This window comes from Nonomuraea sp. NPDC049655, assembly GCF_044465465.1.
Taxonomy (GTDB): domain Bacteria; phylum Actinomycetota; class Actinomycetes; order Streptosporangiales; family Streptosporangiaceae; genus Nonomuraea.
Genome location: NZ_JBITLS010000002.1, coordinates 722,732 through 737,287, shown reverse-complemented (window position 1 = coordinate 737,287; position 14,556 = coordinate 722,732). Strand labels below are relative to the sequence as shown.

Sequence of the window (14,556 nt, the reverse complement as noted above, 5' to 3'; positions counted from 1 at the left end):
TGCCCGGTCGAGGCTTTGGGCGGTTGCCGTCATAGTGGTCGTATTGGTCGCGACCTGGCCGTGACCTGGCTTTGTTTCCATGTGGGCGTGCGCAGGGTTACCGACGCCCCCCTCGGCACCCAGTTGTTCGTGCTCCAGATGGTGATCGTGCTGCTCGCCGTCGGCGGCACGGCAGGCGTGTGGGCGGGGCACACGAGGGAGCAGCTCGACGCGCTGCACCAGCAGCGCGCCCTGGCCATCGCCCAGTCGGTGGCCGCCCTTCCGCAGGTGCGCGACGCCTTCAGGCTGGAGAACCCGGAGTCGGTGCTGCAACCGCTGGCGCTCAGCGTCCAGCACGAGACCGGAGCCGACTACGTGGCCATCGCCAACGCCGAGCAGAAGCGCTACGCCCATCCCAACGCCGCCCTGATCGGCAAGCGGCTGTCCACCGACGCCACCGCGGTCCTGCGTACGGGCCGCAGCTGGGTCGGCACCGAGACGGGCACGATCGGCACCACGGTCCGCGGCAAGACCCCCATCCGCGACGAATACGGCAACGTCATCGGCCTGGTGTCGGTCGGCGTGCTCCAGACCACGGTCACCGGCCAGCTCGGCGGCGCGCTGCCGCCGCTGATCTGGACCGCGCTGGCCGTGCTGCTGGCCGGCCTGGCGCTGGCCGCGCTGATCACCGCCCGGGTGCGCAGGCAGACGTTCGGGCTGGAGCCGCGCGAGATCGCCGCGCTGCTGGAGCAGCGCGAGGGCGTGCTGCACGGCGTGAAGGAGGGCGTGCTGGCCCTCGACCTGGCCGGGCGGGTCACGCTGGTCAACGACGCCGCCCGCGACCTGCTCGGAGACCTCGGGACCGACGTGACCCGCATGCCGGTCTCCGAGCGCATGCGCGACGTGCTGACCGGCGCCGACCCGGGCGAGGACCGCGTGGTGCTGCACGGCGAGCGCGTGCTGGTGCTCAACAGGACCCCGGTCGCGGTACGCGGCCGGCACCGCGGCTGGGTCGTCACCCTGCGCGACCGCACCGAGCTGGTCCGCCTGGCCCGCGAGCTGGACGACACCAGCAGCGCGACCGAGGCCCTGCGCGCCCAGGCCCACGAGTTCGCCAACCGCATGCACACCGTCGTCGGCCTGCTGGAGCTCGGCGAGCACGAGGCCGCGATCGGCTTCATCACCCGCACCACGGCCGGCGCGTACGCCACCGGCCTGCGCGAACGCGTCCAGGACCCCACGCTGGCCGCGCTGCTGCTGGCCAAGTCGGCGGAGGCGGCCGAGCGCGGGGCGCGGCTGGTGCTGGCCGAGGACTCCGCCGTGCCGGAGGGCGCGCTCGGCGACCCGCAGGACGCCGTCCTGGTGGTCGGGAACCTGGTCGCCAACGCGATCGACGCGCTCGACGGCGCGGGCGGCACGATCGAGGTCTCCGTCGTGGCCGACGCCGAGGGGCTGCACGTCCGCGTCGGCGACTCAGGGCCCGGCATCACCCCCGAGCTGGTGGAGGAGGTCTTCAGGGAGGGGTTCACGACGAAGGCCGCCCTGTCGGGGCCGCGCGGCCTGGGCCTGGCGCTGACCCGGCAGGCGTGCCTGCGCCGCGGCGGCTGGGTGCGGGTGCGCAACGCCGGCGGCGCCGTCTTCACCGCCCTGCTGCCCGCCGAGGCCCACGCGTGAACGACGTACGGGTCCTGGTGGTGGACGACGACTTCATGGTCGCCCGGATCCACGGCGGCTACGTCTCGCGCGTGCCCGGCTTCGAGGTCGTCGCCGTGGCGCACACCGGGGCCGACGCGCTCGCCGCCGTGGCCGAGCTCCGGCCCGACCTGGTCCTGCTCGACATCTACCTGCCCGACATGTCCGGCCTGGAGGTGCTCAAGGCCATCGACGACGTGGACGTCCTGATGATCAGCGCGGCCCGCGACGTCGCCACGGTCAGGGAGGCCATGCGCGGCGGGGCGGTCAACTACCTGATCAAGCCGTTCACCGCCGCCGCGCTCACCGAACGCCTGCGCCAGTACGCCGACACCCGCAGGCGGCTCACCGCCATCGGCCCCCAGGCCCGCCAGGACGACGTGGACCGGCTGTTCGGCGCGCCCAAGCAGCCCGTCCCGGTGCCCAAGGGCCTGTCGGCGGCCACCTGCGCGCTGGTGGCGCAGGCGCTGCGCGAGGCCGGGCGCGACCTGTCGGCGGCCGAGACGGCCGAGCTCACGGGCCTGTCGAGGGTGAGCGCGCGGCGGTACCTGGAGCACCTGTGCGCGTCCGGCCGGGCCGAGCTCCACCCCAGGTACGGCACCGCCGGACGGCCGGAACATCGCTACCGGTGGCTAGGTTGACACACTTCCGTATTCGTTTCTGGTGACATAGTCGGATACTCGTGCCTTACTGTTGCCTGAGACTTGGCTGCGGACCGGGAGGAGATTGAGGCGTGCGAAACGCCGGACCGATCGAATCACCGACGGACCCGTTCGCCTCGGTGCCGATGCCCACGTCGGGTGTCTCCAAGAAGCCGCGGATCGAAGGATTACCTCCGGGCGTGTCCCGTGACATCTTCGGCCCGCAGGACCAGCAGGAGCCCCGGCCGGCCCCAGGACCGAGCGCGCCCGGCGGCCAGACCGGCGGCGCGCTGCCACCGAAGGCGCCGCCCGCGCAGCCGTGGCCCATGAAGGACAAGGACCCCGCCGGGCCAGCCCCCGTGTTCGGGGGGAGCGGCGACCGGCCGCCCGCCTTCGAGCCGGAGCCCGTCCGCCGGCGTCGCCTGCTGCCCGGGGTGCTGGTGCTGGTGCTCGTCCTGGCCACGCTGGCGTACGTGGTGCCGGCCGTGATGATGTCGGGGGCCGTGCTGCGCGGCACCCGGGTGGGCGGCGTGGAGATCGGCGGCCTGACCGTCACCCAGGCGGCCGACAAGCTGCGCACCGAGCTGGGCCCCAGGCTCAGCCGGCCGGTCACGGTGAACATCAACGGCAAGAAGGACACCGTCCAGCCCGACGAGGCCGGTCTCGAACTCGACGTGGTCGGCACCATCGGGCAGGCCCCCAGCGGCTTCCCTGGCCCGGTCGAGGTCTGGCGCGGCCTGACCGGCACCACCGACGTCCCGCCGAAGATCACCATCGACTCCTCCCAGCTCACCAGGACCGTCGAGGGCCTGGCCGAAGGCGTGGACAAGCAGGCCCGCGAGGGCAGGGTGACCTTCTCGGGGCTGGAGCCCAAGGCCCGCATGCCCGAGGACGGCGTGCTCCTCGACCGCGACGACGCCGTGCGCCGGATCGGCGAGGCGTTCCTGCGCGGCGGCGGCGCCGTGGTGCTCTCCATGCGCCCGGCCAAGTCCGCCACTTCGGCCGAGAGCGTCGAGTCGGCCCTGGCCGCGGCCAGGAAGGCCGTCTCCGCGCCCGTCACGCTGACCCTCGCCGGCAAGCAGGCCCAGCTCACCCCCGCCATGATCGCCGCCCACCTGACCTACGTGCCGGGCGGCGACGGCGCGCTCGTCCCCCAGTTCGACGCGGAGGCCGCGCTCGCGCCGGTGGAGAACAGCCTCGTGGACGCCGCCCAGCAGCCGCGCGACGCGACGTACCAGATCGTCGGTGACAAGCCGGTGCTGGTGCCCGCGCGCAAGGGCCGGGGCGTGAACGCCAAGCTGCTGGCCCGCGACGTCGAGAAGCTGCTCGCCTCCGCGGGCCCGCGGACCGTGGAGGTCAAGCTGGGCGTGGTCACCCCGGAGGTCACCACGAGCCAGATCCGCGGCCTCGGCATCAAGGAGAACGTCGGCACGTTCAGCACGTCCTTCGACTGCTGCCCGCCGCGCGTCACCAACATCCGCCGCATGGCCCAGGAACTGGACGGCAGGCTGGTCAAGCCGGGCGAGACGCTCTCGCTCAACGAGGCGACCGGCGAGCGCACGGTCGAGGACGGCTACGTCCGGGCCGGCCAGATCGTCGGCGGCCGGATGGTCGACATCGTCGGCGGCGGCGTCTCCCAGTTCGCCACCACCATGTACAACGCGGCCTTCCTCGGCGGCTTCGACCTGGTCGAGCACGAGCCCATGGACTACTACGCGCCCTCCTACCCGGCCGGGCGCGACGTGGCGCTGCTCTACCCCGACCGCGACCTCAAGTGGCGCAACGACTCCGAGTACGGCGTGCTGATCAAGACCGCCACCACCGCCACGACGGTCAGCGTCACCCTGTGGAGCACCAAGCGGTACGACAAGGTCGAGGCGGTCGAGTCCGAGCGGCGCGACTTCAAGCCGTTCGGCCGGGCGACCAGCAGCGAGCCGGGCTGCGTGCCGGCCACCGGCCAGCAGGGCTTCACGATCGACGTCACCCGCGTCTTCCACAAGGACGGCGAGATCGTGAAGAAGGACAAGAAGCTGGTCACCAAGTACCGGCCGCAGACCGCGCTCACCTGCGGCGCGGCCGGCTAGGACGTGGCGACCGCCAGGATGCGGTCGTCGCCCGGACGCGGTGAGCCCCGGCCGTCCTTGTTGCTGGTGCTCACCCACAGGCCGCCGCCGGGCACCGCGGTGACCGCGCGCAGCCTGCCGTAGCGGCCGGTGTAGTGGGCCACGGGCGCGCCCGGCGAGCCGTCCCGGGCCAGCGGCACCTGCCACAGCCGCTGGCCGCGCAGCGTGCCCACCCACAGCGCGCCGTCCGCGTACGCCATGCCGGACGGCGACGCCTCGCCGGTGGACCAGGTGACGATGGGGTTGACGAACCGGGCGTCCTTCCCCTTGCCCTCGACCACCGGCCAGCCGTAGTTGGCGCCCGGCCGGACCAGGTTGATCTCGTCGTAGGTGTCGGCGCCGAACTCGGAGGCGTACAGGCGGCCCGCGGTGTCCCAGGCCAGGCCCTGGACGTTGCGGTGGCCGTAGCTGTAGACGAGCGTGCCGAACGGGTTGCCGGGGGCGGGGGCGCCGTCCACGGTCATGCGCAGGATCTTGCCGCCGAGCGAGTCGCGCCGCTGGGCCAGGCCACGGTCGCCGGTCTCGCCGGTGGTGGCGTACAGGTAGCCGTCGGGGCCGAAGGCGAGCCGGCCGCCGTTGTGGATGCCGCCCTTGGGGATGCCCTGGACGAGGAGCCGCTCGTCGCCGAGACCGTCGTCGCCGAGCCGGTAGCGGACGATCCGGTTGTCCTGCTCGGCGGTGTAGTAGAGGAAGACCTGCCGGTCCTTGACCGCCACGCCCAGCAGGCCGCCCTCGCCGCCGGGCCGCGCGTCGCCGATCCGGGCGACCTCGGTGACCTTGCCCGCGGGGGTGACGCGCAGCAGCCTGGCCGTGTCCCGCTCGGTGACCAGGGCGTCCCCGCCGGGCAGGAACGCGATCGCCCACGGCACCGCCAGACCGGTCGCCACGTCCTTGGGAGCGCGGGGCGCCCTGGCCGTCGGAGCCTTGGCCGTCGGGGCCCCGGTCGTCGGGGTGGAGGCCGTCGGGGTGGAGGCCGCCGGGACCGAGGCCGCCGGGTCCTCGGCCGTCGGCGCCTCGCCGCCGGCCGAGCAGGCGGGGAGCGTGGCCAGGAGCACGATCGTCCAGAGCTTCCTCATGTGTTCCATACTTCCCCGCGGGTCGTAAGGTTCTCGGCATGAAGATCTGGGTTCCGTCCGAAGCGGCGGCGGATGTCCTTTCTGACATGCCAGGCGTTGAATGCGCTGTTTACGATGGTTCGGCCATGCCGGACGGCATCGAGGACGTCGAGGTCTGGATCCCGCCGCTGGTCGTGGTGCCCGACGTGCCGGGGACGCTGGCGCGGATGGACTCGCTGCGGCTGGTGCAGACCGTCACCGCGGGGGTGGAGCCGTACCGGCCGCACCTGCCCGAAGGGGTGGTGCTGTGCAACGCCCGCGGCGTGCACGACGCCGGCACCGCCGAGTGGGCGGTCGGCGCGATGATCGCGGTGCTCAGGGAGTTCCCCGGATTCACCGACGCCCAGCGCCGCGGCGAGTGGACCTACCACCACACCGGCGTGCTGGCCGACTCCACCGTGCTCATCGTCGGCCACGGGTCCATCGGCGCGGCGGTCGAGCGGCGGCTGAGCGGCTTCGAGGTCGAGGTCGTCCGGGTGGCCAGGAGCGCGCGCGAGGGCGTGCACGCGATGGAGGAGCTGCCCGCGCTGCTGCCGTCGGCCGACGTCGTGGTCCTGCTCGTGCCCGCCACGCCCGACACCGCCGGCATGGCCGACGCCGCCTTCCTGGCCCGCATGAAGGACGGCGCCGTCCTGGTCAACGCGGCCAGGGGCGGCGTGGTCGACACCGAAGCCCTGATCGCCGAGCTCAAAACCGGTAGGCTACGCGCCGCGCTCGACGTCACCGCGCCCGAGCCGCTGCCGGAGGGCCACCCCCTTTGGAGCGCTCCGGGCGTGCTGATCACGCCGCACATCGCGGGCAGCACCCCCGCCTCCGTGCGGCGCACGCTCCGGCTGATCCGCGAGCAGCTCGGCCGCTACCTCGCAGGTGAAGAGTTGATCAACGTCATTACCGACTCGTATTGAGAGGATCCCGGAACGTGGCTGGTCCGTGACCTTTCGTGCGTACGGTGGCGTCTGCAGGGAGTTCCTGACTCGCTGTCAAGGAACTCTTGGCGGAAATTGGTCTGTGTGGTTATCAGATCGGTGACGACATCGGCGTTGTCACCACCCGCGCATCCGCGACCGCACACACTGGCGATGTGAGCGCCGGGCTTCGGCGGTCACTGGTGCAGGGTTCAAGACAGGATGGGCAACGACTGTGATCCGCTGGCGTGATCCACGGGCGCCGCTGGCCGCCGCAGGGGCGGCCGGAGTGGTGGCGTTCGCCGCCGCGCTCCTCGCGGGCGGGCCGGCCGTGCTGACCGGCGCCGTGGCGGGAGGCGTGGCGGCACTGGTCGCCGCCGCCTCGCTGCTGGTGGCCTCGGTCAGGTCGGCCGAACACCGCTCGATGGCGATGGCCGCGCGCTGGATGGGCGGCGGCGCCGTCGTGTGGCTCGCCGGCGTGGCGCTCCGCGCGGTCGCCACCAGCTTCGTCGTCAGCTTCGCCGACCTGTTCGTCCTGCTCGGCACCGTGATCATCGCGGGCGGCGCGCTGATCGCCGCCGACCGCCGGTTCCCGGCCAAGGTCGTGTTACGGCATCTCACGGACGCGTACCTGTGCGCGGCCTCGCTCTTCCTCATCGGCTGGGTGGTGGCGCTGCGCCACTACTACGAGGACGCGGGCGACGCGCCCACGTTCACGTTCGCCATGGTGCCGCCGATGATCGCGTTGCTCGTCACCTGCGGGGTGATCCCCTCGGTGCTCACCAGCCGGGCCGGTTCCTGGCTGCTCGGCCTGGCCGGGGTGGGCGTGCTGGCCACCATGACCGTCGGCGGCCTGTCGGCCGCCATGGCCCGCCTGGCCGGCGACCCGCCGCCCATGTGGACCGTCATGCTCGTGCCCGTCGCGCTGCTGCTGCTGGCCGCCCTGCCCTGGGGGCCGCGGGCGCGGCCGGTCGGCGGTCCCGTCGTGCGCAACGTGGTCGCGATGATGCCGCTCGCGCTCGTCGCCGTGGCCGCCTGCACGCTGCTCGCCCACCTGGCCGGAGCCCGGGCCGCGCAGCCGGTGACCGGCGTCGTGGTGGTCGCGGTCTCCGTGGTGCTGCTCCTGCTGGTACGCCTGTTCGTGCTCTCGGCGGCGTCCATCCGGCTGCGCGGCCTGGTCTCGCTGGGCGAGCGGCAGCTCAGGGAGCTGGCCGAGAGCACCGGCGACGTGGTGCTGCTGTGCGACTACGAGGGCGTCGTCCACGAGATCGGCGCCGGCGTCGAGGTCACCTACGGCTACCCGCCCGAGGAGCTGGTCGGCGGCTCGATCTTCGACTACATCCACCCCGAGGACGTCCCGGGCATCCAGGCCGCGATGCGCGCCATGACCACCGACGAGGAGGGCGCCGCGCCGGGCGCCTGCTTGATCGCCTGCCGGGTGCGCGCCGCCGACGGCACCTGGCGGCCCACCGAGTCGGTCGCCACCCGCCACATCGGCGGCGACGACCTCATGCTCGTCACCACCCGCGACGTCAGCGACGAGGAGGCCCTGCGCAACCAGGTCGCCCACCTGACCTTCCACGACGGCGTCACCGGGCTGCCCAACCGCGCCTACTTCGAGGAGCGCACCCGCGAGGTGCTGGCCGGCCGCACGTCCGGCAACGTCGCGGTGATCTTCCTCGACCTCGACGGGTTCACCTCGGTCAACGACTCGGTGGGGCACGCCAGCGGCGACTACCTGCTCGGCCAGGCCGCCCGCCGGCTGCGCGGGGCCGTACGCGCCGACGACACGCTGGCCCGGTGGGGCGGCGACGAGTTCGCCGTGCTCGTGGAGACCGGCGGCGACGCCCAGATGGCCGTGGACATGGCCGAGCGCCTGGTACGCGCGGTCTCCCAGGAGCCGTTCCGGGTCGCCGACCGCGACGTGGCGCTGACCGCGAGCGTGGGCGTGGCCTTCACCGAGGACGGCCTGCCCGCCGGCGACCTCATGCGCAACGCCGATGTGGCGATGGCGCGTTCCAAGGAGCTGGGCGGGCGGCGGGTCGAGGTGTTCGCCGCGCAGATGCACGCCGACGTGGTGCGCCGCCTGGAGCTGGCCGCCGACCTGCAGCGGGCGCTCATCGAGCAGCAGTTCGCCATCGAGTACCAGCCCGTGGTCGACCTGGCCACGTCCCGGGTGACCGCGGTCGAGGCGCTGGTGCGGTGGTGGCGCGGCTCGGTGTTCGTGCCGCCGGAACAGTTCCTCGGCCCGGCCGAGGACACCGGGCTGATCGTGCCGCTGAGCGAGTGGATCCTGCGCGAGGCGTGCCGCGAGGTGGCGTCCTGGCGGGCCTCGTCCTGGGACATCGGGCTGTCGCTCAACCTGTCGGCCCGGCAGATCACCGCGCCCCGCTTCGTCGAGACCGTCGAGCAGGCGCTGGCCGAGAGCGGCCTGCCCGCCTCGGCGCTCACCCTTGAGGTGATCGAGGAGATGCTCGTCGAGGACGCAGAGGAGACCATCAGGCGGCTGTCGGAGCTGCGCGCGCTGGGCGTGCGGCTGGCGATCGACGACTTCGGCACCGGCTACGCCTCGCTGGCCTTCCTCCGGCAGCTCCCGGTCGACATGATCAAGATCGACCCGTCGTTCGTGTCCGGCCTGGGCAGGGACGACACGCTGACCCTGCTCACCCGCACGATCGTGCGGCTCGGCCACGACCTCGGGCTCACCGTGGTGGCCGAGGGCATCGAACGGCCCGAGCAGCTGGAGCTGCTGCGCGAGATGGGCTGCACCAGAGGGCAGGGTTTCCTGGTGGCGCGACCCATGGCGGCCCGCGGCGTGGACAGTCTCATGCGGACGAGTCTCACCGTGTGAGACTCGCGTCCCGCCAAGTTGACATCGGGGCGTTCTGAGCGGCTATGGTGTAAGGCATGCTTCGCAGTGAGATTCTCGTAGTACTTCGCCGGCGCGCAGGCCGATAGCGAAGCACTCCGACCTGCGCGCCGCCCCAGTCCCACCCCCGCCGGTGGGAAGGGGCATTTTTTATGTCCTTAAGTGAGTAGCCACGCAAGGAACGAGCCGATGACCGAACGGATGACAGGTGCACAGGCCCTGGTGAGGGCGCTGGAGCACGTGGGAGTCGACACCGTGTTCGGGATCCCGGGCGGCGCGATTCTGCCCGCCTACGATCCCCTTTACGACTCGACCAAGGTCCGGCACGTGCTTGTACGGCACGAGCAGGGCGCCGGCCACGCGGCCGAGGGTTACGCGCAGGCCACCGGCAAGGTCGGGGTCTGCATGGCGACCAGCGGCCCCGGGGCCACCAACCTGGTGACGCCGATCGCCGACGCCTTCATGGACTCGGTGCCGATCGTGGCGATCACCGGCCAGGTCGCCGCCCCGATGATCGGCACGGACGCTTTCCAGGAAGCCGACATCTCCGGCATCACCATGCCGATCACGAAGCACAACTTCCTGATCACCGATCCCGCGGACATCCCGCGCACGATCATGGAGGCCTTCCACATCGCCTCGACCGGCCGTCCGGGGCCGGTGCTGGTGGACATCTCCAAGGACGCGTTGCAGGCCCAGACCACCTTCAGCTGGCCGCCTGTCATGCAGCTGCCGGGCTACCGCCCGGTCACCAGGCCGCACTCCAAGCAGATCCGCGAGGCCGCCAAGCTGATCGCCGAGTCCCAGCGGCCGGTCCTGTACGTCGGCGGCGGCGTGCACAAGGCCGGCGCGTCGGCCGAGCTGCTGCAGCTCGCCGAGCTGACCGGCATCCCGGTCGTCACCACCCTGATGGCCCGTGGCACGTTCCCGGACAGCCACCCCCAGCACATGGGCATGCCGGGCATGCACGGTAGCGTCTCGGCCGTGGGCGCGCTGCAGAGATCCGACCTGATCATCGGGCTGGGCGTGCGCTTCGACGACCGCGTGACCGGCAACCTGGCCTCGTTCGCGCCGCAGGCCAAGGTCGTGCACGCCGACATCGACCCCGCCGAGATCTCCAAGAACCGGCACGCCGACGTGCCCATCGTGGGCGACTGCAAGGAGGTCATCAGCGACCTCGTCGGCGCGATCCAGGCCTCCGGCCAGAAGGGCGACTACACCGACTGGTGGACCGTCCTGAACGGCTACAAGGAGACCTACCCGCTGGGCTACGAGACCTTCGAGGACGGCACGCTGGCCCCCCAGTACGTGATGGAGCGGCTGAGCGCCATCGCCGGGCCCGACGCCTACTACGTCTCCGGGGTCGGCCAGCACCAGATGTGGGCCGCGCAGTTCATCGACTACGAGAACCCCGGGACGTTCATCAACTCCGGCGGCCTCGGCACGATGGGCTTCGCCGTCCCGGCCGCCATGGGCGCGAAGATGGGCCGGCCGGAGGCCACGGTGTGGGCCATCGACGGCGACGGCTGCTTCCAGATGACCAACCAGGAGCTGGCCACCTGCGCCCTGGAGGGCGTGCCGGTCAAGATCGCCGTCATCAACAACGGCAACCTCGGCATGGTCCGCCAGTGGCAGACGCTCTTCTACGAGGAGCGGTACTCCAACACCAACCTGCAGACCGCGCGTCGCATCCCCGACTTCGTCAAGCTGGCGGAGGCCTATGGTTGTGTGGGCCTCAGGTGCGAGCGCGCCGAGGACGTCGACGCGACCATCAGGAAGGCCATGGAGATCAACGACGTGCCGGTCGTGATCGACTTCGTCGTCCACCAGGACGCCATGGTCTGGCCCATGGTCGCGGCCGGCACCAGCAACGACGACATCAAGATCGCCCGTGACATGGCGCCGAAGTGGGAGAACGAGGATGAGTAGACACACGCTGTCCGTGCTTGTCGAGAACAAGCCGGGTGTTCTCGCTCGGGTCTCCGCGCTGTTCAGCAGGCGGGGGTTCAACATCGACTCGCTCGCCGTCGGGCCCACCGAGCACGACGACATCTCGCGCATCACGATCGTGGTGAGCGTGGAGGAGCTGCCCCTTGAACAGGTCACCAAGCAGCTCAACAAGCTGGTCAACGTCCTGAAGATCGTCGAACTGGACCCGTCACAGTCGGTCCAGCGCGAACTCATGCTGATCAAGGTCAAGGCGGACGCCGAGAACCGGTCGCACGTCCTCGAACTCGTCAACCTCTTCCGTGCCCGCTGCGTGGACGTCGCGGCCGACGCGGTGACCATAGAGGTCACCGGCACTCCCGACAAGCTTGAGGCCTTCGTCAAGGTCCTTGAGCCGTTCGGGATCAAAGAACTCGTTCAGTCGGGCATGGTGGCCATCGGCCGCGGCGCCCGTTCCATCACAGACCGGTCCCTCAGGGCACTGGACCGTACCGCCTGAAAGGTTTTATTCAAGTGACCGAGATCTACTACGACGACCAGGCCGACCTGTCGATCATCCAGGGGCGTCACGTGGCCGTGCTGGGGTACGGCAGCCAGGGCCACGCCCACGCGCTCTCCCTGCGTGACTCCGGCGTCGACGTGCGCGTCGGTCTTCCCGAGGGCTCCAAGAGCCGCGAGAAGGCGGAGAACGACGGGCTGCGGGTCGTCACCCCGGCCGAGGCGGTGGAGGAGGCCAACCTCACCATGATCCTCGCGCCGGACCACATCCAGCGCCACCTGTACGCCGAGCACGTCGCCCCCAACCTCGTCGAGGGCGACGCGCTCTTCTTCGGCCACGGCCTCAACATCCGCTACGGCCTCATCGAGGCGCCCGAGGGCGTCGACGTCTGCATGGTCGCCCCGAAGGGCCCGGGCCACCTGGTCCGCCGCCAGTTCGAGGCCGGCCGCGGCGTCCCGTGTCTCGTCGCGGTCGAGAAGGACGCCTCCGGCAAGGCCCTCGACCTGGCGCTGTCGTACGCCAAGGGCATCGGCGGCACCCGCGCCGGCGCGCTGCGCACCACCTTCACCGAGGAGACCGAGACCGACCTGTTCGGCGAGCAGGCCGTGCTGTGCGGCGGCGTCTCCGAGCTGATCAAGGCGGGCTTCGAGACCCTCATCGAGGCCGGCTACCAGCCCGAGGTCGCCTACTTCGAGTGCCTCCACGAGATGAAGCTCATCGTCGACCTCATGTACGAGGGCGGCATCTCCAAGATGTACTGGTCGGTCTCCGACACCGCCGAGTACGGCGGCTACACCCGCGGCCCGCGCGTCATCACCGACGAGACCCGTCAGGAGATGCGCCGCATCCTCGGCGAGATCCAGGACGGCACCTTCGCCCGGCAGCTCGTCGAGGAGTTCGACGGCGGTCAGAAGGAGTTCACGCGTCACCGCGAGGAGCTGGCCGAGAACCCGATCGAGAAGACGGGCGCGAAGCTGCGTCCGATGATGAGCTGGCTGAAGGGCTGACCCTTCGCCGTACGTCGCCCGCCCGCTGCACGGTCAGCGGGCGGGCGATGCTTTTCGCCCGTTCTCGGGGGTTCTCCGGCGAGGCGATGGCATGATGCCGGGATGCCTTTCGATCACAACGATCACTACCACCCGGCGATGGCACGGCTCGTGCCCGAGGGGGCCCGGACGGCGCTCGACGTCGGCTGCGGCACCGGGCGGTTCGCGCGGCGGCTGGCGGGCCTCGGGATCGAGGTCGACGCGGTGGACCCGGCGCCCGAGGTGATCGAGGCCGCCTCGTCGGCGCCGGTGGGCGGGGTGCGGTTCCTGTGCGCCGACGTCACGCGCATGGAGCTGCCCGCGGGGCGCTACGACTACATCTCCTGCCTGGCCAGCCTGCACCACATGCCGTTCGGGACCGTGGCCGCCTTCCGGGACGCGCTGGCGCCCGGCGGGGTGCTGGCCGTCCTCGGGTGCTACGCGGAGCGGACGGCCGCCGACTTCGCGTGGAGCCTGGCCGCCATACCGGTGAACGCGGCGGCCCGGGTGGTGGTGGCGGCGGGGGAGCGCGTGGGCGGGGCGCGTGCCGGGTCCGTGCCCGCGCCGGTGCGGCCGCCGGACATGTCCTTCGCGGAGGTACGGCGGGAAGCGGCGTCCCTGCTGCCCGGCTTCTCCCTGCGCCGGCTGCTCTTCTGGCGCTACCTCCTGACCTACCACAAACCCGCCACGTAGGGTCATCCGGTCTGACCCACCGCGAACCCGCCCCCTCGGGACTACCGGTCTGACCTGCTCGCAACCTGCCGCCTCGGGACTTCCGGGCTGACCTATCGCCAGGCGCGCCGCCCTCCGGGTACGGCGCTCACCTGTCGCAAAGCGTCCGGCTTCCCGCTACAGGGCTGAACGGCCGCATGGGCGCGGTTTTGCGCGGTGGGTCGCGGTGAGGGCCCAGGCGGCGGTGGCCGCCGCGACCGTGGCCGGGGCGATGAACGGGGTGACGGCGGCGTGCACGCGCAGCGCCGAGGCCGCGACGACGGCGCCCGAGACCACGCAGAGCACCACACCCAGCGGGCGCAGCACCCCCGATCGCGGGCCGACCGCCCGGCCCGCCAGGCTGGTCAGCGTGCCCGTGACGTAGGTCGTGGACAGCCCGGGGCCGCCCGCCCAGCGCGTGACCGCGCTCTGCAGGCCCATCGCCGTCCCCGAGGCGGCGATCAGCGCCGGATGCGGCAGCACGCGGGCCGCCCATCCGGCCGCCACCACCACCAGCAGCGCCAGCTCCGCGAGCAGCACCACCAGCGGCCGCACGGGCACCCCGACAGGCACCCCCACCGGCCCCCGGATCTGCGCCTCCACGCGTTCCCGGTCCAGCCCCTCCGCCGTTTCCCCGTCCGGCGCCGTCGCGGGCTGCTGGGCCTGTGCTTCCGTCGGGGCGCGGGCGGGTGGGGTGGTGGTCCGCGGGGGCGGGGGAGCGCGTCCTGCGGGGGTGGCGCCGCCCAGCAGGGTGAAGCCGATCGCCAAACCCAGGCAGAACGTGGTCAGGGCGATTCCCGAGCGGATGACGTGCGAGGTGTCGCCGGTGCCGAGCGCCAGGCCGAGCAGGACGACGTTGCCGGTCATGTTCGCGGTGAACACCTGTCCGAGCGCGAGAAAGCTCAGCGCGTCGACGGCCCCTGCCGCGAGCGCCAGAGCGAGCATGGAGAACCGTCCGAAACGCATACTCTGAGCACTATAACGATTACTCTGGGTGATTGGTCAACAGGGTGGCGGGACGGCTGCGAGCTTCCGGGAAGCGTGATAATA

11 protein-coding genes are annotated in these 14,556 nt (G+C 71.8%); 9 read left to right on the top strand and 2 right to left on the bottom strand.

The window, feature by feature from the left end; translation table 11 throughout:
- The first annotated feature begins 87 nt into the window (after positions 1–87).
- The 3 genes from ACIBQ6_RS08810 to ACIBQ6_RS08800 all read left to right on the top strand — a co-directional run bounded on the left by ACIBQ6_RS08810 (position 88) and on the right by ACIBQ6_RS08800 (position 4,396).
- The gene (locus ACIBQ6_RS08810) at positions 88–1,653 is read left to right on the top strand and encodes an ATP-binding protein (RefSeq protein ID WP_397210804.1); all 1,566 of its coding nucleotides are present in this window, start codon (positions 88–90) and stop codon (positions 1,651–1,653) included.
- Positions 1,650–2,312, top strand: a complete 663-nt coding sequence (locus ACIBQ6_RS08805; protein ID WP_358288670.1) for a response regulator — start codon at positions 1,650–1,652, stop codon at positions 2,310–2,312. The genes ACIBQ6_RS08810 and ACIBQ6_RS08805 overlap by 4 nt, the downstream gene beginning before the upstream one ends.
- A 200-nt stretch (positions 2,313–2,512) precedes the next feature.
- Entirely contained in the window at positions 2,513–4,396 is a 1,884-nt protein-coding gene (locus tag ACIBQ6_RS08800) for a VanW family protein (protein ID WP_397210802.1), read from the top strand.
- Here the strand turns inward: ACIBQ6_RS08800 and ACIBQ6_RS08795 are convergent.
- A complete protein-coding gene (locus ACIBQ6_RS08795) occupies positions 4,393–5,520 on the bottom strand; it encodes a PQQ-dependent sugar dehydrogenase (RefSeq protein WP_397210800.1) in 1,128 nt (375 codons plus the stop codon). The genes ACIBQ6_RS08800 and ACIBQ6_RS08795 overlap by 4 nt on opposite strands.
- Before the next feature lie 116 nt (positions 5,521–5,636).
- Here ACIBQ6_RS08795 and ACIBQ6_RS08790 point away from each other — a divergent pair, with 116 nt between their 5' ends.
- From ACIBQ6_RS08790 to ACIBQ6_RS08765, 6 genes are all read left to right on the top strand, one after another.
- On the top strand, positions 5,637–6,455 hold the full coding sequence (locus ACIBQ6_RS08790) for a 2-hydroxyacid dehydrogenase (RefSeq protein WP_397210798.1): 819 nt from the start codon (positions 5,637–5,639) through the stop codon (positions 6,453–6,455).
- 235 nt (positions 6,456–6,690) lie between these two features.
- Positions 6,691–9,306, top strand: a complete 2,616-nt coding sequence (locus ACIBQ6_RS08785; RefSeq protein WP_397210796.1) for a putative bifunctional diguanylate cyclase/phosphodiesterase — start codon at positions 6,691–6,693, stop codon at positions 9,304–9,306.
- 207 nt (positions 9,307–9,513) lie between these two features.
- Positions 9,514–11,253, top strand: a complete 1,740-nt coding sequence (locus ACIBQ6_RS08780) for an acetolactate synthase large subunit (protein ID WP_358288656.1) — start codon at positions 9,514–9,516, stop codon at positions 11,251–11,253.
- Positions 11,246–11,770, top strand: coding sequence for an acetolactate synthase small subunit (gene ilvN / locus ACIBQ6_RS08775; protein WP_352318972.1), 525 nt, complete (start codon positions 11,246–11,248; stop codon positions 11,768–11,770). Before ACIBQ6_RS08780 ends, ilvN begins: the two co-directional genes overlap by 8 nt.
- Before the next feature lie 23 nt (positions 11,771–11,793).
- Entirely contained in the window at positions 11,794–12,777 is a 984-nt protein-coding gene (gene ilvC / locus ACIBQ6_RS08770) for a ketol-acid reductoisomerase (RefSeq protein ID WP_352319077.1), read from the top strand.
- Between the two features lie 102 nt (positions 12,778–12,879).
- On the top strand, positions 12,880–13,488 hold the full coding sequence (locus tag ACIBQ6_RS08765; protein ID WP_358288652.1) for a class I SAM-dependent methyltransferase: 609 nt from the start codon (positions 12,880–12,882) through the stop codon (positions 13,486–13,488).
- Between the two features lie 156 nt (positions 13,489–13,644).
- Here ACIBQ6_RS08765 and ACIBQ6_RS08760 read toward each other — a convergent pair whose 3' ends face one another.
- Entirely contained in the window at positions 13,645–14,472 is an 828-nt protein-coding gene (locus ACIBQ6_RS08760) for a DUF1275 family protein (RefSeq protein ID WP_397210794.1), read from the bottom strand.
- Between the last annotated feature and the right edge of the window lie 84 nt (positions 14,473–14,556).